This window comes from Enterococcus italicus (assembly GCF_023743875.1).
In the GTDB taxonomy this organism is placed as follows: Bacteria; Bacillota; Bacilli; order Lactobacillales; family Enterococcaceae; genus Enterococcus_G; species Enterococcus_G italicus.
Genome location: NZ_JAMRVB010000001.1, coordinates 2,150,980 through 2,175,973, shown reverse-complemented (window position 1 = coordinate 2,175,973; position 24,994 = coordinate 2,150,980). Strand labels below are relative to the sequence as shown.

29 protein-coding genes are annotated in these 24,994 nt (G+C 38.8%); 7 read left to right on the top strand and 22 right to left on the bottom strand.

Annotated elements, in window-relative coordinates; genetic code table 11:
- Positions 1–94 precede the first annotated feature (94 nt).
- Both metF and metE read right to left on the bottom strand, forming a co-directional pair.
- Positions 95–961, bottom strand: coding sequence for a methylenetetrahydrofolate reductase [NAD(P)H] (gene metF, locus NE257_RS10715; RefSeq protein WP_251886421.1), 867 nt, complete (start codon positions 959–961; stop codon positions 95–97).
- A 7-nt stretch (positions 962–968) separates the two neighbouring features.
- The gene (gene metE, locus NE257_RS10710) at positions 969–3,215 is read right to left on the bottom strand and encodes a 5-methyltetrahydropteroyltriglutamate--homocysteine S-methyltransferase (protein WP_251886420.1); all 2,247 of its coding nucleotides are present in this window, start codon (positions 3,213–3,215) and stop codon (positions 969–971) included.
- A gap of 133 nt (positions 3,216–3,348) precedes the next feature.
- On the opposite strand from metE, the gene NE257_RS10705 reads away from it, so the two are divergent.
- A complete protein-coding gene (locus tag NE257_RS10705) occupies positions 3,349–4,281 on the top strand; it encodes a LysR family transcriptional regulator (RefSeq protein ID WP_251886419.1) in 933 nt (310 codons plus the stop codon).
- Between the two features lie 354 nt (positions 4,282–4,635).
- On the opposite strand, the gene NE257_RS10700 is transcribed toward NE257_RS10705, so the two are convergent.
- The 8 genes from NE257_RS10700 to rpsP all read right to left on the bottom strand — a co-directional run bounded on the left by NE257_RS10700 (position 4,636) and on the right by rpsP (position 8,814).
- Positions 4,636–5,145 carry a GAF domain-containing protein gene (locus tag NE257_RS10700; RefSeq protein WP_007207063.1) on the bottom strand — a complete coding sequence of 170 codons (510 nt, stop codon included), beginning with the start codon at positions 5,143–5,145 and terminating at the stop codon, positions 4,636–4,638.
- 72 nt (positions 5,146–5,217) lie between these two features.
- Entirely contained in the window at positions 5,218–5,565 is a 348-nt protein-coding gene (gene rplS / locus NE257_RS10695) for a 50S ribosomal protein L19 (RefSeq protein WP_040365957.1), read from the bottom strand.
- Positions 5,566–5,699: 134 nt separating this feature from the next.
- Positions 5,700–6,449, bottom strand: a complete 750-nt coding sequence (gene trmD, locus NE257_RS10690; RefSeq protein ID WP_007207065.1) for a tRNA (guanosine(37)-N1)-methyltransferase TrmD — start codon at positions 6,447–6,449, stop codon at positions 5,700–5,702.
- Positions 6,436–6,960 (bottom strand): ribosome maturation factor RimM, encoded by a 525-nt coding sequence (gene rimM, locus NE257_RS10685; RefSeq protein ID WP_251886418.1) that lies wholly within the window; start codon positions 6,958–6,960, stop codon positions 6,436–6,438. The genes trmD and rimM overlap by 14 nt, the downstream gene beginning before the upstream one ends.
- A gap of 70 nt (positions 6,961–7,030) precedes the next feature.
- Positions 7,031–7,843: a hypothetical protein gene (locus tag NE257_RS10680; RefSeq protein ID WP_251886417.1), complete on the bottom strand. Its 813-nt coding sequence runs from the start codon at positions 7,841–7,843 to the stop codon at positions 7,031–7,033.
- A gap of 13 nt (positions 7,844–7,856) precedes the next feature.
- Positions 7,857–8,120: a hypothetical protein gene (locus NE257_RS10675; RefSeq protein WP_040365959.1), complete on the bottom strand. Its 264-nt coding sequence runs from the start codon at positions 8,118–8,120 to the stop codon at positions 7,857–7,859.
- A gap of 161 nt (positions 8,121–8,281) precedes the next feature.
- Positions 8,282–8,527: a KH domain-containing protein gene (locus NE257_RS10670; protein WP_007207069.1), complete on the bottom strand. Its 246-nt coding sequence runs from the start codon at positions 8,525–8,527 to the stop codon at positions 8,282–8,284.
- A gap of 11 nt (positions 8,528–8,538) precedes the next feature.
- Positions 8,539–8,814 (bottom strand): 30S ribosomal protein S16, encoded by a 276-nt coding sequence (gene rpsP / locus NE257_RS10665; protein WP_040365961.1) that lies wholly within the window; start codon positions 8,812–8,814, stop codon positions 8,539–8,541.
- Between the two features lie 187 nt (positions 8,815–9,001).
- Between rpsP and NE257_RS10660 the strand changes: the two genes are divergently transcribed.
- Positions 9,002–9,556, top strand: a complete 555-nt coding sequence (locus tag NE257_RS10660; RefSeq protein ID WP_251852382.1) for an NADPH-dependent FMN reductase — start codon at positions 9,002–9,004, stop codon at positions 9,554–9,556.
- A 95-nt stretch (positions 9,557–9,651) separates the two neighbouring features.
- On the opposite strand, the gene NE257_RS10655 is transcribed toward NE257_RS10660, so the two are convergent.
- From NE257_RS10655 to NE257_RS10645, 3 genes are all read right to left on the bottom strand, one after another.
- The gene (locus tag NE257_RS10655; protein ID WP_007207073.1) at positions 9,652–9,840 is read right to left on the bottom strand and encodes a CsbD family protein; all 189 of its coding nucleotides are present in this window, start codon (positions 9,838–9,840) and stop codon (positions 9,652–9,654) included.
- A 109-nt stretch (positions 9,841–9,949) separates the two neighbouring features.
- Positions 9,950–11,368 carry a signal recognition particle protein gene (ffh, locus tag NE257_RS10650; RefSeq protein WP_007207074.1) on the bottom strand — a complete coding sequence of 473 codons (1,419 nt, stop codon included), beginning with the start codon at positions 11,366–11,368 and terminating at the stop codon, positions 9,950–9,952.
- A 14-nt stretch (positions 11,369–11,382) separates the two neighbouring features.
- Positions 11,383–11,721 carry a putative DNA-binding protein gene (locus NE257_RS10645; protein ID WP_007207075.1) on the bottom strand — a complete coding sequence of 113 codons (339 nt, stop codon included), beginning with the start codon at positions 11,719–11,721 and terminating at the stop codon, positions 11,383–11,385.
- Between the two features lie 186 nt (positions 11,722–11,907).
- Here NE257_RS10645 and NE257_RS10640 point away from each other — a divergent pair, with 186 nt between their 5' ends.
- Both NE257_RS10640 and NE257_RS10635 read left to right on the top strand, forming a co-directional pair.
- Complete coding sequence (locus tag NE257_RS10640) at positions 11,908–12,615, top strand: response regulator transcription factor (protein WP_251886416.1); 708 nt, start codon at positions 11,908–11,910, stop codon at positions 12,613–12,615.
- Positions 12,612–14,342: a sensor histidine kinase gene (locus tag NE257_RS10635; protein ID WP_251886415.1), complete on the top strand. Its 1,731-nt coding sequence runs from the start codon at positions 12,612–12,614 to the stop codon at positions 14,340–14,342. The genes NE257_RS10640 and NE257_RS10635 overlap by 4 nt, the downstream gene beginning before the upstream one ends.
- Before the next feature lie 78 nt (positions 14,343–14,420).
- Here the strand turns inward: NE257_RS10635 and NE257_RS10630 are convergent, their stop codons facing one another.
- From NE257_RS10630 to map, 8 genes are all read right to left on the bottom strand, one after another.
- Positions 14,421–15,308, bottom strand: a complete 888-nt coding sequence (locus tag NE257_RS10630; protein ID WP_251886414.1) for a phosphate ABC transporter substrate-binding protein — start codon at positions 15,306–15,308, stop codon at positions 14,421–14,423.
- Between the two features lie 618 nt (positions 15,309–15,926).
- Positions 15,927–17,093: a pyridoxal phosphate-dependent aminotransferase gene (locus tag NE257_RS10625; protein WP_040365966.1), complete on the bottom strand. Its 1,167-nt coding sequence runs from the start codon at positions 17,091–17,093 to the stop codon at positions 15,927–15,929.
- A 59-nt stretch (positions 17,094–17,152) separates the two neighbouring features.
- Positions 17,153–17,692: a hypothetical protein gene (locus NE257_RS10620; protein WP_040365968.1), complete on the bottom strand. Its 540-nt coding sequence runs from the start codon at positions 17,690–17,692 to the stop codon at positions 17,153–17,155.
- A 127-nt stretch (positions 17,693–17,819) separates the two neighbouring features.
- Positions 17,820–18,032: a copper chaperone CopZ gene (copZ, locus tag NE257_RS10615; RefSeq protein ID WP_040365970.1), complete on the bottom strand. Its 213-nt coding sequence runs from the start codon at positions 18,030–18,032 to the stop codon at positions 17,820–17,822.
- Position 18,033: 1 nt separating this feature from the next.
- Complete coding sequence (locus NE257_RS10610) at positions 18,034–18,477, bottom strand: CopY/TcrY family copper transport repressor (RefSeq protein ID WP_007207082.1); 444 nt, start codon at positions 18,475–18,477, stop codon at positions 18,034–18,036.
- A gap of 111 nt (positions 18,478–18,588) precedes the next feature.
- Positions 18,589–19,719: a glycosyltransferase family 4 protein gene (locus tag NE257_RS10605; protein WP_251854486.1), complete on the bottom strand. Its 1,131-nt coding sequence runs from the start codon at positions 19,717–19,719 to the stop codon at positions 18,589–18,591.
- Positions 19,719–20,657, bottom strand: coding sequence for a YihY/virulence factor BrkB family protein (locus tag NE257_RS10600; protein ID WP_040367059.1), 939 nt, complete (start codon positions 20,655–20,657; stop codon positions 19,719–19,721). The genes NE257_RS10605 and NE257_RS10600 overlap by 1 nt, the downstream gene beginning before the upstream one ends.
- A 15-nt stretch (positions 20,658–20,672) precedes the next feature.
- Positions 20,673–21,437, bottom strand: coding sequence for a type I methionyl aminopeptidase (gene map / locus NE257_RS10595; RefSeq protein WP_007207085.1), 765 nt, complete (start codon positions 21,435–21,437; stop codon positions 20,673–20,675).
- 144 nt (positions 21,438–21,581) lie between these two features.
- Between map and NE257_RS10590 the strand changes: the two genes are divergently transcribed.
- Positions 21,582–22,028: a flavodoxin gene (locus NE257_RS10590; protein WP_007207086.1), complete on the top strand. Its 447-nt coding sequence runs from the start codon at positions 21,582–21,584 to the stop codon at positions 22,026–22,028.
- 144 nt (positions 22,029–22,172) lie between these two features.
- Here the strand turns inward: NE257_RS10590 and NE257_RS10585 are convergent, their stop codons facing one another.
- On the bottom strand, positions 22,173–22,757 hold the full coding sequence (locus NE257_RS10585) for a TetR/AcrR family transcriptional regulator (protein WP_007207087.1): 585 nt from the start codon (positions 22,755–22,757) through the stop codon (positions 22,173–22,175).
- 222 nt (positions 22,758–22,979) lie between these two features.
- Between NE257_RS10585 and NE257_RS10580 the strand changes: the two genes are divergently transcribed.
- Positions 22,980–24,215, top strand: coding sequence for an aminopeptidase (locus NE257_RS10580; protein WP_420871133.1), 1,236 nt, complete (start codon positions 22,980–22,982; stop codon positions 24,213–24,215).
- A gap of 127 nt (positions 24,216–24,342) precedes the next feature.
- Positions 24,343–24,990: a transcriptional regulator EfaR gene (efaR, locus tag NE257_RS10575; protein WP_040365974.1), complete on the top strand. Its 648-nt coding sequence runs from the start codon at positions 24,343–24,345 to the stop codon at positions 24,988–24,990.
- Positions 24,991–24,994 lie beyond the last annotated feature (4 nt).

The window sequence follows — 24,994 nt, the reverse complement described above, 5'->3', positions numbered from 1 at the left end:
ATTTATCACTTAAAAAACTGTCCTTTTCAGGACAGTTCGATTCTCTTTTCATCTCGTTCTCAGCTGAGGTGTCACACTTCAGTAATTCTTCGTACTATTTCTCTTGCCCAAAACAGGATGCCGTCGCAAAAAGCGCACCAGTTTGCTGATAAATATGCTCTGCAACATTTGCATTATTCATTGTATATAGATGAACGCCACCCACTCCTTGTGTAAGCAAGTCAACAATTTGGTCGACTGCATAGGCCAAACCTGCTTCTCTTAATGCTTTAGGATTGTGTTCGTATTTTTCCAAAATGGCAAGAAACTTTCTCGGCAGATTCGTCTTCGTTGTTTGTACCAATCGTATTGCTTGTTTGCGATTAACAATCGGCATGATTCCTGCAAGAATGGGGACATCGATACCTGCGAGTTGACACCTTTCAATAAATTCATAAAATACGTCATTATCAAAAAATAGTTGACTAATCAAGCTATCACAACCCACATCACACTTCACTTTTAAAGCTTGAATATCTGAAATTCGATTAGGAGAGTCAGGGTGAACTTCTGGGTAGCATGCACCAGAAATAGAAAATTCTGGTGCAATCGTTTTAATGTAGGTTATTAAATCACTTGCGTATAAAAAATCATGGACCGGTTTCAAATTAGGGAGTGTATCCCCACGTAAAGCTAGCACGTGATAAATGCCTAGCCTTGTCAAATTTTCAATCGTACGCTTCACCTGTGCTTTCGAAAGATAGGCTGTAGGCAAATGTGCGATTGTTTCAATTCCCAGTTCATTCTGGATATAATTTGCAACTTTGATTGTTGTCTGGTCAATTGTTTGATTATTGTTGCTACAAGTCACGCTTATGAATGCCGGTTTTAATTTTGCCAGTGTCTGGATAGTTGCAACTAATTTCGTGAAGCCATCTTGTGTATTTGAAGGAAATACTTCAAATGATAATAATCGATCCATCTCACTCTTACTCCTCTCGTATCGCAGCTACTGCCTTTGTCATATTTGCCAGACTCGCCTTCGTCTCCACTATTCCTCTAGTTTTTAATCCGCAATCCGGATTAATCCAAATTTTTTCACGAGGGACTTTTTTGATAATTTCATGAATGGTCGTCGTTAACTCTTCAACTGAAGGGATACGAGGAGAATGGATATCATAAACACCCGGACCGACTGCTGTTTTAAAGTGTCGACGAACCAGTTCATCCAAAATAGCAAGATTGGAACGTGATGCTTCAAAGGAAATAACATCTGCATCCATTTGATCAATCGCCGAAAGAATATCGGTAAATTCGCTATAACACATATGAGTATGAATTTGGGTCTCTGGTTTTACTTTGCTGTGTATCAAACGAAATGCTGGAATCGCCCAATCTAAGTATTCGGAGTACCAATCAGACTGACGAAGAGGTAATTTTTCTCTCAAAGCTGCTTCATCAATTTGAATCATACGAATGCCATTTTTTTCTAAATCAAGAACTTCTTCTTGAATCGCTAGGGCCAGTTGAAGTGTGGATTCTTTCGTCGACACATCCTCTCTTGGGAAAGACCAGTTCAAGATTGTTACTGGCCCAGTCAGCATTCCTTTGACAACTTTTTTGGTTTGACTTTGAGCAAATGCTGACCATTTGACAGTGATGGGGGCCTTACGAGTGATATCTGACCAGATAATCGGTGGCTTAACTCCTCTCGTCCCATAGGATTGAACCCAGCCATTTTTACTGAACAAATAGCCATCTAGCTGCTGACCAAAATATTCCACCATATCATTTCGTTCAAACTCTCCATGGACTAATACATCTAAATCAATCGACTCTTGCCACTCTAGCCATTCTTTGATCTGCTTTTCTATGAATTGCTCGTAGTGTTGCTGATCTATTTCACCTTTTTTCCATTTTGATCGATTTTGTTTTACTTCTTTTGTTTGAGGAAATGAGCCAATCGTCGTAGTCGGCAAATCTGGAAGTTGAAACACATTCTTTTGAATGAGGCGACGTTGTTCAAAATCAGGGGATCGCTCGAAATCTTTTGCTGTCAATTGTTCTAACTTCTCTTTCAATTCACTATTTTCATCAAAGCGCTTGGCAGCAAACAATGCTTTATTTTGTTGCAATAAGTGCATTTCTTTGTGTTCAACAAGGCTCGCTAAGACCTTTAGTTCTTCCAATTTTTCTTTTGCAAACGAAAAATAGTTTACTATTTCAGGCGAGAAGCTTTCATTATCCGTTGTGTATGGAACATGTAATAATGAACAAGAGGTTGAAAGGACTAATTTTTTGTTCTGAAAATCCTTTACTTGCAGTAGTGTTTGCTCGAACTGATTCCGCCAAATGTTTTTTCCATTTACCACACCTGCATATAAAATTTTGTCTTCCGGAAACCCACTAGTTAGCAACGCTTTTGTTTGCTTTCCTTCGACAAAGTCTAGTCCAATTGCATCGACCGGCAAAGTAATCAATGAGTGATAGACATCCCGTACATCGCCAAAATAGGTTTGTATCAAGACGTTTAGCGGTTTGTCTACTAATAAATTTTGATATAAAGTTTCAAATACATTCACTTGTTCTGTCGATAGATCTTTAACTAGTCCCGGCTCATCTAATTGAATCCATTTCGCACCTAGGTTGTCTAATTTTGAGAAGACCTCCTGATATGCGACTGTTAATTGGATAATGAGCTTCTCTTGATTCACATCATCATCAATTTCTGCTAATTGTAAAAATGTAAATGGACCAAGGATGACGGGGCGTGTCTCTATTCCTAATGATTTTGCTTCTTGGTATTCATCAAATATTTTTGTTCCCACTACACGAACGTTGGTACTTGCTTCGATTTTTGGTGTCAGATAATGGTAATTGGTGTTAAACCATTTTTTCATAGGTCTAGCTTTCACATCACCTTTTTCCCCTTGATAGCCACGAGCCAACGCGAAATACTCTTCCAGTGGAGTAAGCGCTAATGATCGCACTGCAGCTGGAACGATATTAAACAAACAAGCGGTGTCGAGTGTTGTGTCATAAAACGAAAAGTCATTGCTTGTAATTTCATCTATTCCACTATCTTTTAAGAGTTGCCAATGTTTTTTGCGGAGTTCCTTTCCTTTTTGTAAAAGATCTTTTGTCGTACTATCACCTCTAAAAAATGCCTCAGTTGCAAATTTTAATTCTCGAAATTCTCCAATTCTTGGAAAGCCAACGATTGTTGTTTTTACCATGTAATTCCCTCCTCCGTTCTAATAGCGTTACTTTAACATGAGTAAAAACAAAGCGATAACTGAAAAAAACAAGAGCAAGTTATAGCTATTACCTATAACCTGCTCTATAATAAAGAAAAAACGGAGGGATACTATGCGCTTACAGCAATTAATTTATCTAGAAAAAGTCGTTGAAAAAGGATCCATTAATGAAGCGGCCAAAGAGCTTTTCCTCACGCAACCTAGCCTATCAAATGCTATCAAAGAATTAGAACAAGAACTCAATATTCAACTTTTGCTCCGCAGTAAAACGGGCGTATCTCCAACGAATGAAGGACGCGAATTTTTGGTATATAGCCGTCAAATTCTTGATCAAGTGAACTTATTAGAAGAAAAATACAAGCATCAAGGCCTACGCAAACAAAGCTTTTCTGTATCAGCCCAACACTACGCGTTTGTCGTGCATGCCTTCGTTGAATTGATTCGTACCGTTCCCAATGATGATTACCGCTTCACCTTACGCGAGACAGAAACAGAAAATATTTTTGATGATTTGGTTCAGTTTAAGAGTGAGTTGGGTATTCTTTACTTAAATTCATTTAATCGCAAAGTCATGACGAAGCTTTTTAAAGAAAAAGATTTGACCTTTACGCCTTTATTTGATGCTCATCCACATGTCTTTGTCAGCCGAAGCAATCCTTTGACAAAAAAAGCCAGTCTGACACTCGCTGATTTAGAGGACTATCCCTATTTGTGCTATGAGCAAGGAGAAACGAACTCTTTTTATTTTGCAGAAGAAATTTTAAGCACATGGGATCGCAAAAAAGAGATTAAAGTCAGCGATCGTGCAACGATTTTTAATTTAATGGTGGGACTGGATGGGTATACGATTAGTTCAGGTATTATTAGTAGTGAACTAAATGATGATAAAATTGTGGCGATTCCACTCGAATATGAGGATACGATTACAATTGGATGGCTAAAACAAAAACAACGGACGCTCAGTCCTTTAGCCTTGACCTATTTGGAAATGTTACAAGCGCATATTAAACAATATGGCTTTTCGATTTATCCTCAAGAAGAGTAAAATGTTTGTCATCTTCGTTTTAAATTTTTTGAAAACGTAACAAAAATCATCTTCATGTAATACAATTCCATGCTATGCTTTTTATAGGAGGCGGTTACTAATGGAAGATATCTTCTTTGCACCATTTGATTGGTTGTACGGCGTCCTGTCGGGTAAGAGATAATACCCATTACTTGACGCTGATCAAAAAAAGGCTGAAACAACCTTGTTCAGCTAGAAATAAAAAGCCAGCATAGCCAAAAAGTTAGTCTAACACTTTGGGGCTGCGTTGGCTTTTTGTTGTAGTTAATTGGTCTTGTGTTTAATTCAGATTTCGTCGCACAAATTTTGTCACACATGCAAAATTTTTTTGACTTATTGCTCGGAGCTAAATGCTTTTGACACAGTCTCTTTTTGGTAGCTGGCTGTCAATAAGGCCACAAACTTTTCTAGATATTCTTGATCGATCGCGTCGTAACTTGAAAATTTACGACTATCTAAATCGAGCACACCTATCAATTTGTCAGCGACCAACATAGGCACGACAATCTCAGACATTGCTGCAGAATCACACGAAATATAGTTTTTATGTGTCGTTACATCGTCTACAATCAGTGTGCGTTTCGTTTCAGCTGCTTCTCCACAGACGCCTTTTCCCAGCTTAATTCTTGTACACGATACTTTCCCTTGAAATGGTCCTAATACCAATTCACCATCTGTATACACATAGTACCCAGCAAAAACCGTATCTGAAAATGCATCATTTAGTAATGCAGATGAGTTCGCTAGATTGGCAATCCAATTGGTTTCAATTTCCAATAAACCTGCTAATTGCGCTAAAATTAATTCGTATTGCTCTTGTTTTGTTGTAGCCATCTGACTCATTCCCTTCTATCTTTCCTAGTATAAGAAAAAAAGACCTTGCTAACAAGGTCTTTTACTTCATCTGATAAATGATTAACGACGAATTTCTTTGATACGAGCTGCTTTTCCGTGTAAGGCACGTAAGTAGTACAATTTAGCACGACGAACTTTACCGTAACGAACAACTTCGATTTGAGCAACACGTGGTGTGTGTAATGGGAAAGTACGTTCAACGCCAACACCGTTTGATACTTTACGAACAGTGTAAGTTTCGCTGATGCCAGCTCCACGACGTTTGATAACAACACCTTCAAATAACTGAATACGTTCACGAGTTCCTTCGACAACTTTTGCGTGTACACGTACTGTATCACCAGGACGGAATGCAGGAATGTCTGTACGCAATTGTTCTTGTGTTAATGCTTGAATTAATGGATTCATTTTTATCATTCTCCTTATTTCCAAATACTCTTAGGATGCTCTAGCTACCCCAGCGGAATATTGTAATAGATGAGCGTTTCACTCACCAAAATATAATAGCATACTTGACTATGCTCTGTAAAGAAAAAATCTTGTCAGTCAGTCTTTTTTTCTTCCTCTTTGATTTCTTTTAGTAGCTTTTCCATCTCTGGCGTCAATGGTAATTTTTCTAGCATATCTGGTCTTCTTAAATACGTTCGACGTAATGATTCTTTTAGCTGCCACTCAGCAATCAATTTATGGTTGCCGTTAGTTAGTACTTCTGGAACTTTCATTTCAGCAAATTCAGCTGGTCTCGTATATTGTGGATGCTCTAACAGACCTGTCGAATGTGAATCTGTCTGGGCAGAAGTCTGATTGCCTAATACATCCGGTAGCAAGCGGACAGTGGCATCGATCATCACCATCGCTCCTAGTTCTCCACCAGTCAAGACATAATCACCTAGTGACACTTCATCAGTCACGAGCGAGCGAATACGCTCATCGTACCCTTCATAATGACCACAGATGAAGATTAGTTGTTCTTCATTGGCGAATTCTTCCGCCATTTTTTGATTAAATGGCTTGCCAGCTGGATCAAGTAAGATAATGCGTTTTTTTTCGATAGGTTGTTCTGCTTCGATGGCAGCTAAGTTTGCGTGGATTGGTTGCACTTTTAATAACATGCCTGCTCCACCACCATACGGATAGTCATCGACTGTCTGATGCTTGTTATCAGAGTAGTCACGGAAATTGGATACACGAATATCAAGTAAGCCTTTTTCACGCGCTTTGCCAATGATAGACTCACCCAGTGGTCCATCGAACATTCTCGGAAAAAGGGTTAAGACATCAATTCTCATCATCAAGCAACCCTTCTGGTATCTCGACAATAATCTTTTGAGCAGTTACGTCGACTTCTTTTATGACTGAGTCAATATATGGCAACAACGCGTCTTTCTTACCTTTGCGTTGAACCACCCAAACATCATTGGCACCAGGCGATAAAATTTCTTTCACTTTGCCAATAACTTTGCCTTCTTCTGTGACAACTTCTGCCCCAATAATTTCATAATAATAAAACTCATTTTCAGCCAATTCAACACAATCTTCCTTGGCGACCTTTAAAATACCGTCACGAAAAGACTCTACTTGGTTAATCGAAGGGTACCCTTCAAAACTCAATAGATCAAAATTTTTATGACGGCGGTACGTATCAATCGTTAATGTCAGTGGTGCTTGATTTTCTCGAAACAGTACCAACGTTTTTCCTGGTTGGTACCGTTCTAAAGCAAAATCAGTCTGAGAAATGACCCGCACTTCTCCTCTGATGCCATGGGTGTTTACTATTTTTCCTACATTTAAATATTCTGTCACGTTCGTTCCTCGTTTCTTCAAAAATTCTCATTCATTGTATCATGCGAAGAAGAAATTAGCTATGTCGTCCTTATTTTGCCATAGATACAGCCATTTTTAATGCTGCAATGGCATCGTTATTGGAAACTGTACAGACTATCGTATTGTCCTGCCATGTAATTTGATTTGCTTGATAGCCTGTTGCATTTAAATGAATCGCAATTTGTCCAGCAGTATTGGGCGCCGGTAAGTAATTTTTCTCTAAAAATGCGACTACTTCTTTGGCTGTAGGCACAGGGTCTTGTCCTTCACTATTGCTTGCTTGTACGTATAGACTCCACTTTCCTTCACTCCATGACAAGTAAGTCGATCCAGCTGCCCCTTGTTGGTAGCCCGTAATACCATATCCCAAATCTACACCCATTGCACCATCTTGTCCGTTTAGCTGATTGACTGCGGCTTTGGCCTGTTCAGCCGAGGCATACTGTACTTTTTCGAAATGTGCGATTGGTTGTTGAGCATTCAATTCTTTTGAATTCAACACAAGTGGCTGTGCCATATCATAATAAAGGACTGAAAAGCGGCTACCTTCATCAGCTACCGCAATATTCATCGTTTGAGTATGATTAACAGCGGCCGTTGGTGTTTGCTCATTCGGAAAAGCAGCTTGTAAGGCTTGTGCTGGATTTATTTGGGCAGTATGCTCACTGCTTGTGGTTTGTTGTGTTGTACTTTCCAGTGTCGTACTTGATTGTGTTGTACTTGATGTTGTTCCTGCTAACTGAGTTGTCTCGGTGGTACTTTGTCCAGATTGGACTGTTGTCGTCGTAGTTGCTGAGTTTGTACAACCCGACATCAAACCAAGTGAAACGAGTACTACCCCATATAGCAAACTTTTTTTCATGAAAATCGCTCCCTTATTGAATCAAGTTCGTTACTGTTTGACCAAATTGGTTTAACTTTTCAAAAAATGTTTGTAAAAATTGTTGCACATTTGCGCGTACTTCTGGATTTGGAATCCATTCACTGTACTGTGTTAAAGAAGAATTGATTGTCTCCCTAAAGTACCAAATCACAACGAGTACTATCACAAAGCTAGCAATACGCCAAATCCATCTACTCACTTTAAAAATCATCCAAATCAAGGCAATTAAAATCAATAAAAATAACAATTGATCCATCGTCATCCTCCTTTCCTATCATCTATAAGTCTACGCTAAAACACAAATAACACCAAATAATAAGAAAAACATCTCGGATCTTCTTTACTTGTTCCTAACTAGATACTTGCAGAAATATTCTCACTCAACAAAAAAAAACCTGACTTTCATCAGGTTTCTTCCTATTTATTATCTAAAATATTAAGACGAACTTTTTTGGGTTGATTCAAGCGCACGCTATAAACAATTGTTCGAATAGCTTTGGCAACACGTCCTTGCTTGCCAATAATACGACCGATGTCTTCTGGTGCGACTGAAAGATTAAATTCAAAGAAATCATCGGACTCTTCTACATTTAATACAACTTGATCAGGAAAGCTAACCAACGGACGAACGATGGTTAATACTAACTTTTTCAACTCATCCATAAGTGGTCACCTTATTTCTTAGAGAACTTAGCTTCATGATGTTTTTTCATAACGCCTTCTTTAGAAAGCAAGTTACGAACTGTATCAGAAGGTTGTGCACCTTTAGCTAACCAGTCAAGAACAACTTCTTCTTTCAAAGTTACTTCAGCTGGATCTTTTAAAGGATTGTAAGTTCCTACTGTTTCGATGAAGCGTCCATCACGTGGAGAACGTGAATCAGCAACTACGATACGGTAAAAAGGACTTTTCTTAGAACCCATACGTTTCAAACGAATTTTAACTGCCATGTTTATATACACCTCCATTAGTTTTAATCACAAGAAGTAGTGTACCAGTTTTTTTTCTCCCTGTAAAGAGTTTTTTCTTTACAGTTAAACTTTTTTCACTTCCAAAAAGTATGCTATTATTTTTGCAATATTTTTTCCGTAGTAATAAAATACATATAGATATAAAATTAAAGGAGGAGTTTTTGTAATGACAAAGAAAATTGGCATCATCGTAGGTAGTTTAAGAAAAGATTCTTTAAACAAAAAAGTAGCAAAGTATTTTGCTAGTGCGTTACCTGAAGATTTTGAACCAGTATTTGTTGAAATTGATGACTTACCTTTATACAATGAAGATTTAGACGTTGAAGGCGCTGTTCCTGAAGCTTGGACACGTTTTAGAGAAAAAGTAGGTGGCGTTGATGGTGTCTATTTCTTTACTCCTGAATACAACCGTTCTGTTCCAGCTGCTTTAAAAAATGCGCTTGATGTTGGTTCACGTCCTTATGGTCACAGCGTTTGGGATGGCAAGCCCGCTTTAGTCGTAAGTGTCTCTCCAGGTGCTATTAGTGGTTTTGGTGCAAATCACCACTTACGTCAATCACTTGTGTTCTTAAATATGCCAACATTGCAACAACCAGAAGCATATATCGGCAATGCAGCAGCTTTATTTGATGATAAGGATGCGTTAACAGAAAAAACAACCTCGTTCTTCGATTTGATTACTTCAAAATACATTGAATTTTTCAAGAAATTAACTGATTAAAAATACCCACTACTGCATAGTCTTTTTAGGCTATGTAGTTTTTTAATAAAAAAAGTAGATGCCTAAGCATCTACTTTTGGAAATGATTCGTCTAATTATTTTTTGTCTTTACGGTCGACAAATTCATTGACTTTTTTTGCTACATCGTCAGCGAATTCTTCAACTTTTTCTTTGGCATCGCCAAAACCTTTTTTAACTTTGCCCTTTAATTCTTCGGAGTCATCACCAGTTACTTTACCTTTAGCTTCAGTTACTTTACCTTCTACTTGATCTTTGTTCACCATCGTGCATTTCTCCTTTCAGTTTCTATATTTATAGTATCATCATTCCCGATAGAGAACAAATAATACGAATAATTATGACGGAAAAGAGAGCGCGGTCAAATACTATCTATTATTTGCGTTTCTTTTTCTTCTTTTTGTTTTTCTTGACCATCCGATTCATCGCCATCTTACCTAATTTTCCTTTGATACCTGTCCCAAACATTTGATCCATTCCTGGGACATTAAAGTTTCCATTAGACATTTTTTGCATCATTGTTCTTGCTTCTTTAAATTGTTTAATCATGCGATTGACTTCTACGACATTATTTCCAGATCCAGCTGCAATTCGTCGTCGTCTACTAGGATTCAATAAATCAGGATTTTCTCTCTCTTCTGGTGTCATCGAAAAGACAATGGCTTTTTTACGCGCAATATCTTTTGGATCCACTTTGAAATTATCCATTCCTGGAACTTGGCTCATGCCTGGAATCATTTTCATCAAATCTTCTAATGGCCCCATACTCATCACTTGATCGAGCTGTTCAATGAAATCATTAAAGTCAAAGCTGTTTTCCTTCATCTTTTTCGCAAGTTCTTCTGCTTTTTTCTCGTCGTAATCTTGCTGAGCCTTTTCAATCAACGTCAGCATGTCACCCATACCTAAAATACGACTAGCCATTCGGTCTGGATGGAAGATTTCTAAGTCAGTCAGCTTTTCACCAGTACCGGTAAACTTAATCGGTGCCCCTGTCACCGAGCGAATCGATAGCGCCGCCCCACCACGAGTATCACCATCTAATTTAGTAATCACGACACCAGTAATTCCTAATTGTTGATTAAAACTATCAGCGACCGTCACGGCATCTTGTCCAGTCATCGCATCGACCACGAGTAAAATTTCGTTTGGTTGTGCCAATTCTTTGATTTGTTTTAACTCTTCCATTAGTGCTTCATCGACATGAAGACGGCCGGCCGTGTCAATTAATACATAATCATTTTTCTTTTCTGCTGCTACGGCTAATCCTTGACGGACAATCTCGACCGGACTTACAGTCGTACCCATATCAAAAACAGGGACATCTAATTGTTGCCCTAAGACTTTTAATTGGTCAATTGCTGCTGGACGATAGACGTCACCTGCAATCATTAAGGGGCGCGCATTTTCAGTCTTCTTTAAGCGATTGGCTAATTTTCCGGCAAATGTCGTTTTACCGGCCCCTTGTAACCCGACCATCATAATGATTGTAGGAATTTTGGGTGATTTTTCAATGCCGACCGTCTCTGACCCGAGTGTCGTTGTTAATTCTTCGTTAACAATTTTTACGATTTGTTGTGCCGGTGATAGGCTATCTAGGACCTCAGCACCAACTGCGCGTTCCCGTACATTTTTCGTGAATTCTTTTACCACTTGTAAGTTGACATCGGCTTCTAAAAGAGCGAGGCGAATTTCTCGCATCATTTCTTTTACGTCGGCTTCAGTAACTTTTCCTTTTTTTCGTAATTTGCTCATCGCTTGTTGCAAGCGCTCAGTTAAGCTTTCAAATGCCATGTTTGTTCCATCCTTTATTCATCAATTTCGGCTAATTTCACGACTAAGTCATGTGCGAGTGTATCATCTGGGTAGTTGGCGTGCAAATGTGTCTCCAACTTTTCAAGCAGCTGGCTACGTACGACATAATCTGAATACATATGTAATTTGCGTTCATAATCTTCAAGTATTTTCCCCGTGCGCTTAATATTGTCATAGACTGCTTGACGACTAACAGCAAACTCTTGTGCAATCTCCCCTAAAGAAAAATCATCTGCATAATACATTTCCATATAGTTCATCTGCTTTTGTGTAAGAAGGGTGGAATAGAATTCAAAAAGTGCATTCATTCGATTGGTTTTTTCAATCTCCACAAACAATCCTCCTCTAAAATCTTTTCAATATATTCGTTTAATAGTATACCATTTAACTGACTGGCAAACCACCTCTTCGATCATTTGTATGCTTTCCAATTTCTACAAACGATCATTTGACAATAGTCCCTATTGTCAATTCATGATAGAATGAACCTATGAAAAAAAGGAGCGGAAGTAGAACCCATGAAAAAAATTCTTGTTGTCGACGATGAACCGTCGATTGTCACGTTATTAACCTTTAATTTAGAAAAAGAGGGCTATCAGGTAACTAGCGCAACAGATGGTCAAGAAGCGCTAGAAATTGCCTTGATGCAATCTTTTGATTTTATTTTATTAGATGTGATGCTACCTCATATGGACGGGATCGAAATTACCAAACGCTTGCGCCAAGAAAAGGTAAACACCCCTATCATTATTTTGACTGCCAAGGATGATCCAATCGATCGCATTCTAGGTCTAGAAATTGGTGCTGATGATTATTTAAGCAAGCCATTCAGTCCGAGAGAAGTCATTGCTCGAATCAAGGCTATCGCTCGTCGCATATCTCAAAATGAAGTCCAACCAATCGATGAAGAAAAAAAAGAACTCGTCAAAATTGGCTCGATTGAGGCCGACTTATCGAACTATCAAGTCAAAGTTAAAGGGGAGCAAATTTTTCTGACGCCGAAAGAATTTGAATTATTGGTCTATTTTATGAATCGCAAGGATCGCGTCATTGATCGGGATACCTTACTTGATCGTATTTGGCATTTTGATTTCGATGGGCAAAGTCGGATTGTGGATGTCCATATTAGTCACCTTCGCGAAAAGATTGAAGATGATCCCAAGCATCCACAATATTTACAAACCGTTAGAGGATTTGGTTATACCTTTAAGGAGCCTCATCGATGAAACGTTTTTTCAAAAATTATGGTGCACTAACCGTCGTGTTTGTGCTTCTTTTTATAGCTAGCTGGCAATTGATTAGCCGCTTTTATAATCAACAAGTCACCAATCAACAAGTCACGTATTTACAACAAAAAGGCGCATTTTTGCTACGTGTCAGTAATAATCAGTTAGCCACGCTTGAATCCTACCGAGATACTTACGTAGCGGATTCAGATGAACGGATCACCCTTTTGGATCCTTCAGGCCAAATTTTAATGGACAGTACTGATTCGTCGCTCCAAGGATCGCGAGCGAATCGAGCTGAGATAAAAGCCGTTATGAGCGGCAATCAAATCGGTCAAGCCACACGGTGGAGCACCACTTTACATAAGCAGTTGCTCTACGTCGCGTTACCTATTAAACAGAATAACAAAATCATCGGGTTCATCCGACTAGCAGAGCCTGCCGATGATTTTTTGAAAAAATCTGCAAGCATTAAGCAATCCATCTTGATGATTTATTTCCTTTTTTCATTCATGGTCTATTTTCTAGCTTTGCGAATACTAACCAAACGGAACCGACCAGTGGAGACCGTCTTACCTATTCTAAAAAAAATGATTAAGGGCAATGCTGATGGCGAATTGTTTGAACCTACTAAGCCTAATGAACAAGAAGAAGAATTACTTGCAGTCGTGTCGACCTTAAATGAACAGCTAAATCAAACTTACCTTGCTTATGAATCAAGTGAAAAGCAACTAGCGACTTTATTTAATGAATTAAAAATTGGTATCTTCATACTCGATTCAGATGGTCAATTAAAATCAATGAATGTTTCCATGCAAAAAAATCTTGGTATCGCACCGATTGAAGCTTGGAATGTCCCTTTTGCTTCTGTCATTACCGATACACACCTGATCCAATTAATCTATCATGTCAGCGAACGGGTCCCATTTGTCAATCAAGAGATTAAAATTAACGCTACTAAAAAAATATTAGATATAACGCTCCGTTACTTCAAAGAGGACCATCAAGTATTAGTCATCGCTTATGATTTGACCAAAATTCGGCAATTAGAAAAAATGCAGCGTGATTTTGTTGGCAATGTAACGCATGAGTTAAAAACACCCGTCACCTCTTTAATTGGTTTCACAGAGACACTCTTAGATGGCGCTAAAGATGATCCAAAGACGCTTACTGACTTTTTGACCATCATGCAAAAAGATGCTTATCGGCTAGAAGAATTAATTCAACAAGTCATTCAACTATCCAAAAGTGCCGATCGCTATGATTATGAATTAAAAAATATCCCGCTTTTCCCTTTTATTCAACATAATATCGAAAGCTACCATACGCTTGCCGATGAAAAAAAGATTCAGTTTCAAATTCATGGCAACCCAGATTATCTTTTCTTTACAAAGCAAGAACTCTTGCAGGCCATTTTAAAAAATTTAATTGAAAATGCTCTATACTATTCTCGAGATGCGACGACTATCCAAATTCTTTTCAGTCAGGTGAATCAAGAATTAACCATTCAAGTAAAAGATCAAGGAGTCGGTATCGATGAAGAAGACCAGAAGCGCATTTTTGAACGCTTTTATCGTGCCGATAAAGCCCGTACCCGGAACTCAGGAGGCTCAGGTCTTGGTTTAGCCATTGTCAAAGAATACGTAGAAGCACTTAATGGAACAATTGAACTTCAAAGCTATCCCGGAATTGGAACAACATTTATTATCCATTTCCCCTTAACTTAAACACCCGCAAAAAATGACCCCCAACTCTTAGACTAAGAAGCTAAGAGTTGGGGGTCAAATTATGAATTCATTTGTTTTTTATTTTACATCTGTAACAGTACCGTCAGCAGAACGTTCCACTTTCATTGATGTAATTGGTAAGTAACCTAATTCCTTCACTGCACCATTTTGAACTTCATCGCTAGTCATATAATCTAAGAATTTCTTCACGCCAGCATCTGGTTCACCTTTTGTATACATATGTTCATATGACCAAACTTTCCAGTCATTTGTTTCAATGTTTTCAGCAGTTGGTTCTACGCCATCAATTGATAGTTCTTGTAAAGAGTCATCAATATAAGATAAAGCTAGGTAGCTAATTGCTCCTGGTGTTTCAGAAACGATTTTCTTCACTGTTCCTGAAGAATCTTGTTCTTGACTTTGGATTGGTTTAGCGCCATCCAGTGCCCATTTTTCAAATGTCGCACGTGTACCACTTCCTGATGCACGGTTGATGACTGTGATTGCTTCGTCTTTTCCACCAACTTCGCTCCAGTTTGTGATTTTACCAGTGAAGATATCAATTAATTGATCTTTTGTCACATTTGACACACCAGCATCTTTATTAACTACTGGCGCCATACCCACTACTGCAACTTTATGGTCAACCAAGGCACTTGCATCGACGCCATCTTTTTCTTCAGCAAAAACATCAGAGTTACCAATCGTTACTGAGCCACTCGCTACTTGGCTCAGACCCGTACCAGACCCTCCGCCTTGAATGGTGATATCGTAATTTGAATTTGCTGCTGAAAAGCTTTCTTGGGCAGCCTCTACTAATGGTTGTAATGCTGTCGAACCTACTGCTACAATTTTGACTGATTCAGTTGAAGCACTTGAGCTGCTACTTGAGTCACTGCTGGAATTACTTCCACATCCCGCTAATAAAATACCTGCTAATAATAGGACGGAACCTAGTTTTTTCATTTGTTACTCTCCTCTCTCTTTCTAACAACCATAGTCTAACAAGGTGATGTAAAAAGAGAATGGATTTTATGTAAAGAATGATGCGTCTTCTGTTAAGTATCTGTAAATAGTATGCAATGCAACTATTAAGGTCGTGACAAATGCGCTTAGATCTGAGCAATAAGTCAGAAATGACAAAATTTTCTTTTCGAATTTTGAGAATTTTTGACTTATTGCCGAGGATCTGCTTTTGGTACACCGTTTATTAAGGTCGTGACAAAAGCGCCTAGATCTGAGCAATAAGTGCAGAAATGACAAAATTTGCTTTTCAAATTTTGAGAATTTTTGACTTATTGCCGAAGATCTGCTTTTGGTACACCGTTTATTAAGGTCGTGACAAAAGCGCCTAGATCTGAGCAATAAGTGCAGAAATGACAAAATTTGCTTTTCAAATTTTGAGAATTTTTGACTTATTGCCGAAGATCTGCTTTTGGTACACCGTTTATTAAGGTCGTGACAAATGCTTCGATCTTGATAAAACGACGAGACAGAATGAGCTACTATGACAAAAACCAGAAGTCTAAGAAACGACTTCTGGTCTTTTGCTTGGATCTGAACAAGTCTATCTCAGCTTCCCAATTATTCCTTCATATAACTTTCTAGACGATTCATCGCTTCTTTTAATTGTTCTAGACTTGCCGCATAACTAATACGGACATATCCTTCTCCTTCTGGTCCAAAGGCAACGCCAGGAATAATCGCTAGTTTGGATTTTTGAGCTAAATCAACACAAAAGGCCATTGAATCTTGTTGATAACCAGCTGGTATTTTTGCAAAAATGTAAAAAGCACCTGACGGCTTGGCAACTTCAAAACCAAATGAAGTCATCTTATCATAAACAAAGTTGCGACGGGCTAAATACTCTTCCTTCATTACATCTGCATCATTAATTCCTTGAACCAATGCTTGCAAAGCTGCTTTTTGTGAAACAGTTGTTGCTGCTGTCACTAAATATTGATGCGTCTTAATAATTTCTTTCGCTAATTCTTCTGGTGCGAAAATAAATCCTATGCGCCAACCTGTCATGGCATGTGATTTTGATAAGCCATTAATGACAATTGTTTGCTCTCTTAAGTGACGTGCCAATGTTTCATGCGGTGCATCATAACTCAATTCACTATAGATTTCATCACTAATAACGAACACATCGTATTTTTTTAGTACTTCGGCAATCGCGGCTAATTCTTTTTCGTCATACGTCACACCAGTAGGATTACTAGGGAAATTCAATACCACTGCTTTCACTTTTTTTCCACGTGCTTGTAACTCTTTATCTAATGCTGCTGGATCCAATACAAATCCGGTCTCTCTTGTATCGATATAGACTGGCGTCGCTCCCGCTAGCGTAATAATTGGCTCATATCCTGGATAGATAGGTGCTGGTAATATCACTTCATCACCAGGGGATAGGACACTGAGTAAGGTTGCTGAGATTGCTTCAGTCGCACCTACTGTGACCATAATCTCTGATTGCCAGTTATACGAAACGCCATACTTTTGCTTAAAGAAGGCTGCCGCTGCTTCTCGAACATCTGCTAACCCTGCCATGCCAGAATAATGCGTATAGTTTTCTTCAATTGCACGGATCCCGGCTTGTTTGACATGCTCTGGTGTATCAAAATCTGGTTCACCTAATGTCAACTTTAACATATCTGGTATTGAAGATACTTGCTCATCAAATTGTCTAATTAAAGAGACTGCGATTTTACTTAATTGGGGATTAAACCGATTTGTTAATTGACTCAATATGCTCACTCCTTTTTTTTACATACTAGCACATTTTGCTATATTAGGAACGCTTTTTTTTAAGTCAATTGGCGAGCCAAAATTTTTTTTACAATCATGCGGTCCACTAATGGATTTTGACTGTCTAATTCACCAATCAAGTCGACAAAGAGGCTCTTTTCATGATTTTTTTTACGGTATTGATAAACAATCTTGCCCGTTGTCTGGAGTTCTTTCATCAGCTCGTTCACTCCACCGAAGCCAGTTTTCTTCGTAATAAAGCCAAGGCTGACCATTTTTTCATCTAACTGCTTCACTGAAATACTCGTCCCGACAATAATCGTTTGTCGAATTTGTTCGATCATCTGTTGGCTAAGGCCCTCCAATGAAACAGCCTCACCAGGTTCGGAAGTCGGTTTGAAGGAGCGTTCACGGAGTTGTTGCAACTCATCTAATAGCTCTTCATATTGCTGCTGTGTCACCATCACTCCAGCAATTTTTTCCCGATTGAAAATATAGACACCCGTACCAGCTTCACGTGCTTGCTGGAAGACGTCCATTGGGGATTTTTTCACTTCGGTAATCGATGATGTGGGCACTTCAAGCCGTTTTAATTCCATGTCCGTTGTCACTCCTTCATTTTTCAGCCTATTATACCACACGTTGATGAACTCTATATGTCGATTAAGTATATAAAAAAGGAAGTGTGATAAAAGCCTTCACACTTCCTTAAGTAACCTACAGTCATTACGCTAGATGCGCGTGATAGTTTGTATCTGTGTTTATTTTTTCGATTATTTGATCACTTGTTACTTGCGTTTCATCGAATTTAATGACACCGTTGTTTTTCTTTAAATGAACAGCTACTTTTTTGATTCCAGGTAATTCATTTACTGCCTTTTCTACATGTGCGACACAATGCGCACAGCTCATACCTTCAATTGCAAATGTTTGTTTCATTTTACATTCCTCCATTTTTTTTATGACACTCACATTGACCAGGGACACAATCACATTGAATGCTAGCCACGGGTTCTTTTTGAGTTAACTGTTCTTTTATTAATTGAATATCGTCTGCCGTCAACTCCACCTGAGCGAGTATTTCTGCTACTGTATGACCTATTTTTTTGGCACAGATATGTGACAACAATTCCGAAGTAGCATCATGAATCACTTGCCGTTCGTTAACTAGTGGACGATAAAGAAACTTTTTGCCATCCTGTTCGGTCGACAATGCTCCTTTTTTTACTAAGCGGCCAAGTAGCGTCTTTATAGTAGCCATTTTCCAATCTTTGGCTACTCCTAATACATCAAAAATCCCTTTTGCATCGCTACAGTCCTCATGCCAAATAACGCGCATCACTTCCCACTCAGAATCACTAATTTTTACAGGTTCCTCCTTCATCAGGCTTCACCTCTCTTCCGTTTACAAAAGTAATCCTTACAACTGAATCTTACACCTTGCGTTCATTTTTGTCAAAATGAAAAATCGGACGCCCTTTTCGGACATCCGACCTTATTTGTCTTTTCTTTTTTGTAAATATTTCTGCATGACCTCTTGTCGAAATTGACGATTGCCAAAAAATTTCAAGAAATGCAATAGCGGTTGCCGATTTTCGCCAACTAACCCAATTAACTCAATAAATAACTCTAAGCCAAATATCGTCATGATGACTAATAAGATGATTGCAGTCGTACTCGCATAATTCATCAGTAATGCAATAAACGAAAAAATAATCGCTAACGCATAAATAGTCATAACTGCCCCTCGATGGCTAAAGCCTAACGACATGAGTCGATGATGCAAATGCATTTTGTCAGGTGATGAAATCGGCTGACGATTAAAGAAGCGGCGAAGCATGGCATAAATCGTATCCGTTATCGGCACACCTAAGATAAACATGGGTGTCAAAACAGAGATGAAGGTAACATTTTTTAATCCTTGTAATGAAAAAACTGAAATCAAAAATCCTAGCATCAAGGCACCTGTATCTCCCAGGTAAATCGCTGCCGGATGAAAATTAAACGGGAAAAAGCCCATGATTGAAGCGACTAATGTAAAAATCATTATTGAAATCACGATACCATTATCAGGTAAATAAAAATAACTGACAATGCCAATCGTCACGAGCGCAATCATCGATATCCCTGCTGCTAAACCGTCTAACCCGTCAATCAAATTTACCGCATTAGTGATAGCCAAAATCCAAAGAATAGTAATCGGCAAACTTAGCCAGCTTAAATGAAACATTCCTAAAAACGGGATGGACATGGTATTGATCCGAATGCCGGCTACATAATAAATTTCAAGTGCAGCGATAATTAATCCCGTTATTTTTTGGAGCGGTGACAACTCCTTTACATCATCTATTACCCCCGTAATAACCACAATCAATGCTCCTACTAAAATAGGCAAGACATTCGTGCCGAAAAGGTCATGGCGAAACTCCCAGAGTGTCGCAAGGGAGAAAGCTAAAAAAATCGCAAGTCCACCCGCAGTTGGCATCGGTTTACTATTGATTCTACGCTTATTAGGCATATCAACTGCCCCTATTCGAAAAGCCAAAAGCTTAACTAAAGGCGTAAAGACCGCTGCCAGCATCATGGTTAAAAAGAGTTGGATGATGAATTTGAAGGTAAACGCCATTACTCATTCCCACTTTCATCGTCATTATTTGTTAGTTTATCTGTCAGTTTCTCCGTCACTCTTTGGACGGGTCCTTTGCGTTCTTGCACTTCTTTCCCACTAACCATTTCTTCTATAATGGCATTCAATATGCCTCCAATAATAATAATCGATGCCGCAAAATTCAACCAAATCATCAATACGATAAAACTTCCAATAATTTGGTAACCGCTAATTCTCCGTGTGAAATACATCGCATATAGACCAAAAATTTGGGAAAGAGCCATCCATCCAGCTGTTGTAAAAATCGCACCCGGCAAGGCAGACCGAAGCTTCACTTTCGCATTTGGGACAATCCAATAAATCATCGTTAACATTGCCAATAATCCTAATATTGTTACTGGCCATTTAATCGTCTGGAACAACGAAATCCATTCTGATGGAATTTGGAAAATTGGTTGCAGTATATCTAAGATAACTTTGCCAATCCCCATGACTAAAAAGACGCCAACAATTGAAATCATAAAAAAGATAATAACGAAAAACGAAACAATACGTACAATGATAAAGTTGGAGCGTTGTTCAACACCATATGCGCGATTCATCGCCGTTTGTAAGCCATTGATACTTTGGCTAGCAGACCACAACGCCCCCAATGCTGATACTGACAAGAGCTTACCTGATCCTTGCGTCAACAGGTCCTTAATGGCTGGGCCGATAAAGTCATAGATTTGACTCGGTATCATTTCTTGCAAGTATGGCAAAATAGTATTGGGATTAATTGAGAGAAAAGGCAAGATATTGCCCACCGCAATTAACAAAGGAAAAAGGGATAACAACAAATAATATGCGACGACCACTGAAGTATTTCCGATATCCGAAGTTGAGATGCGATTGCTTGCTATTTCGATAAATTGGCCTATTTTTTCGTTTTGTTTCACCCGTTTAAACCAACGAATCATTCCCTAACCTCCCTAATACGTTCCTTCCTCTCCTTGTGAGGTTAGTAAACGCGGACCGTCTTTTGTGATTGCCAAACTGTGTTCATATTGACAACTTAGTGAACCATCACGCGTATAAGCTGTCCAGCCATTAGGATCCATTTTCATTTGCCAGTCGCCAATGTTGACCATGGGTTCGATGGTAATCACCATACCTTCACGTAAGCGTAACCCTTTTCCAGCTTCGCCATAATGAGGAACCATTGGATCTTCATGGATCGTTGGGCCGATGCCGTGACCGATGAAGTCACGTACTACACCATAGCCTTCGCCCTCAACATACGATTCAATCGCATGACCAATATCACCAATTCGATTACCGATAACGGCTTGTTCAATTCCTAGGTATAAAGCTTTTTTTGTTACGTCCATTAATTTTTTTACTTCTGGACTAGCTTCACCTACTGCATAGGCCCAACAAGAATCAGAGATGGCGCCTTTGTAGTCCACGCACATGTCAACTTTAATCAAATCGCCTTCTTTAAGAGCTTTCTTTCTAGGAAAACCATGACAAATTTCATTGTTTATGCTACAGCAAGTCGCATACTTGTATCCTTCAAAACCAATTTGAGCTGCCACTGCATTATGACTTTCAATAAAATTACGAACAAATTCTTCAATATCCCAGCTAGTGATTCCTGGTTTAATAAACGAACGCAAATGACGGTGAACATCAGCTAAAATTGCACCTGACTCTGCCATTTGATCTATTTCTCTTTGTGACTTTAATGTAATCATTCTAATTCGTCTCCTCTATTTAAATACGATTCATTTTACCATAGGGACTGCTATTTTCCAAACACTCACTGTCAAGGTTTTCATTCCTAGTTTTCTTTGTTATAATTGCTTTGCAAATACTTTTTTAACAATGGTGGGAAGAAAATGACAGTAGCAAAAATCGTTTATGCAAGTTTAACCGGTAATACAGAAGAAATAGCAGACATTGTCGCCGAAGCATTAGAAAATTTAGACATTGACGTTGAAATCAATGAATGTACACAAGTGGATGCAGATGATTTTCAAGATGCAGATATTTGTGTTGTTGCTTCTTATACATATGGCGATGGTGACTTGCCAGATGAAATTATGGACTTTTATGATGATTTAAACGAACTTGATTTAGCTGGCAAAATCTTTGGGGTATGTGGTTCTGGCGATACCTTTTATGACTATTTTTGTAAGTCTGTGGATGACTTTGAGGCAACTTTTACCAAAATCGGTGCGACAAAAGGTGCGGATAGTGTCAAAGTCGATCTTGCTGCTGAGGAAGAAGATATTCAACGACTTGAAGCTTTCGCAAAACAATTAGCCACAGCTGCGGCCAACTAAAAAAGGGAGTGTGACAATTATTTATCACACTCCCTTTAGCATAAACTGGTATGCCAAAAGCCAGCCTCTCAGCAATAAGTCGAAATGCCAACATTGAGGAACTTAAAAACTTCCTGCTCGACTCGCTTTTGACACCGCCTCTTTTTATTTAGATGTTTTGACTTTAATGTCGATAATCTCTTCTCGCTCTAACACAATCGCTAATGTCTCTTCTAAGGCTTTAATTACATCCTCTTGAACAAACTCCAAGATGCCAGCTGACATTAAAGAAGCCATTCCTGTTGCTACAATCCAAAAGCCGATATAGATCGATTGAATTTGCTCGTCTGATAAATTCGCGTAATCTGAATGCTCGATTGCGATTTTTTTGAACCAACGAAATGATGTTTCTTGCATCATTGATCCATTCCCAGAATCTTCCAAATACAACGCCCGGTATAATTTTTTCTCTTTGGTAGCAAAATCTATGTAATTTAACCCAAAATCGATGAGCCGATTCGTTGTTACTTCACGAGTGAAGATATCCTCAGATAGATGCTTAAAGATTACTTTGACAACTTCCTGTTTCAAATCGTCCATATTCGCAAACTCTAAATAAATGGGCTGAGTGGAACATTTCATTTGATTCGCGATATTTCGTGCAGTAAATTTAGAAAAGCCATCATTTGCCACTACTTCATATGCAGCTGTTAAAATCTGATCACGAGTAATCGTTTTTTTTCTAGCCATCTCTCCATCTCCTTATTCATAATCACAACGTTTTTGAATTACTAGTTTTATTTTAACATGCCACGATGCGATTTAAAACTATCGCCTACTTTGTGGAAAAATTTCATAAAATTCTTTTAACTTTTAGGCAAATTATTTGCCAATCCATTTGTTTTCATTCAATGAGAATGTTATCATATGAAGCGTTATGACTGATTTTTTTGAAAGGAACAGATGCTACAAATGAAAAATACAACATTTTATCAAAATTTAGAAACCTATGCACAACTTGTCGTAGAAGTTGGTGTCAATGTTCAAAAAGGACATACCATTGTGCTCTCAGTGAGTGTTGATCAAGCACCATTGGCTCGTTTGATTACCGAAAAGGCTTATTCACTCGGCGCTGCTGAAGTCATTGTACAATGGACGGATGATGCCATTCAGCGTTCATTTCTGACACATGCTGAAGACGATCGTCTAGCAATAGTACCACAATACAAAGTAGACCAAGCAGATGATTGGTTGGCAAAAGGAGCTAGCCGGATTAGTGTCGTGTCTACTGACCCAGGTGCATTCGCCTCAGTGGCTGGCGACCGAGTAGCGACGTATCAAGCTGCTTCTGGCAAAGCGCTGTTAAATCTTCGCAAAGCCAGTCAAGCAAATAAAATTAGTTGGACTGTTGTAGCCGCAGCTAGTGTCGAATGGGCCCAACGAGTCTTTCCTGATAAATCTCCTGAAAAAGCCCAAGAAGCACTATGGGATCAAATCTTCCAAACGACCCGTGTCTATGAAAATAATCCAGTTGAAGCATGGAAAAACCACGATGAATTATTACGCAAGAAAGCAAACGAATTGAACGCAGAACAATTTGACGCATTACACTATACGGCACCTGGCACAGACTTGACGATTGGTCTACCTAGCGGACATATTTGGGAAGGTGCTGGTAGCTTTAATAGCCGAGGGGAAGAATTTATGGCAAATATGCCTACCGAAGAAGTCTTTACTGCCCCTGATGCAAATCGTGTAGACGGCTATATCTCTAGCACTAAACCACTAAGTTATGGTGGGACGATTTTGTCTGGAATGCAGTTTACCTTTAAAGATGGCAAGGTGATCGACTACTCAGCTGAACAAGGCCAAGAAACATTAGCGAGCTTACTTTCAATTGATGAAGGTGCCAAACATCTAGGTGAAGTGGCCCTAGTACCAAATCAATCACCTATTTCTCAATCAGGACTGACTTTCTTCAATACGTTATTTGATGAAAATGCCTCTAACCATCTAGCTTTAGGTGCTGCGTATGCCTTTAGTGTGACAGGTGGGACAGAAATGACTGAAGAGGAATTAAAACAAGCTGGCTTGAACCGTAGTCAGACCCATGTTGACTTTATGGTTGGCTCAAGCCATATGAATATTGACGGCATAAAAAAAGATGGTTCACGCGTACCAATCTTCCGCAATGGTGAATGGGCATAACAAACATCCTATCTTTTAAGAAAAAAGCAAAAACGAATGAAACGTTTTTGCTTTTTTCCATATGCTTTACATAGTAATATTTCCATTTTTTTGATAAAATTTAGTACATATAGAAGGGATGAATAACATGACACCAAATCGTGAAGATTATTTAAAATTAATTCTTGAACTTGGCGGTGACCAAATAAAAATCTCAAACAAACAAATTGTCTCTGGTTTAAATATATCAGCTGCATCGGTTAGTGAGATGATTACTAAACTAGTAAAAGAAGGCCTCGTGGAGCATACGCCATACCAAGGTGTTCAATTAACGCTAGCCGGTCTAACCAGTGCCAGTGCCTTAATTCGTCGTCATCGATTGTGGGAAGTATTCCTAGTCGAACATCTCAACTATACTTGGAACGAGGTCCACGATGATGCTGAGGTATTAGAGCACGTCACCTCAGAAAAATTAGCTGCCCAATTGGAGGCTTATTTGCATCATCCGGCATATTGTCCACATGGCGGTGTTATACCAAAGGAAAATGAGCCAATTCAAGAAATCAAGCGCTCAACTTTGACTTCCTATCCGATTGGGACAAACATTCGCATCGCGCGTGTCTTGGACGAGAAAGAACTACTGGATTATCTTGTTTCACTTGATTTAAAGATTCACGAAGAATATACGATTGTAGAAGTTGCGGACTATGAAGGACCCGTGACAATTCAAAATGACACAAAAACATTGGCTGTCAGTTATAAGGCAGCTTCTACAATTTTTGTCGATCAACTATAAGGAT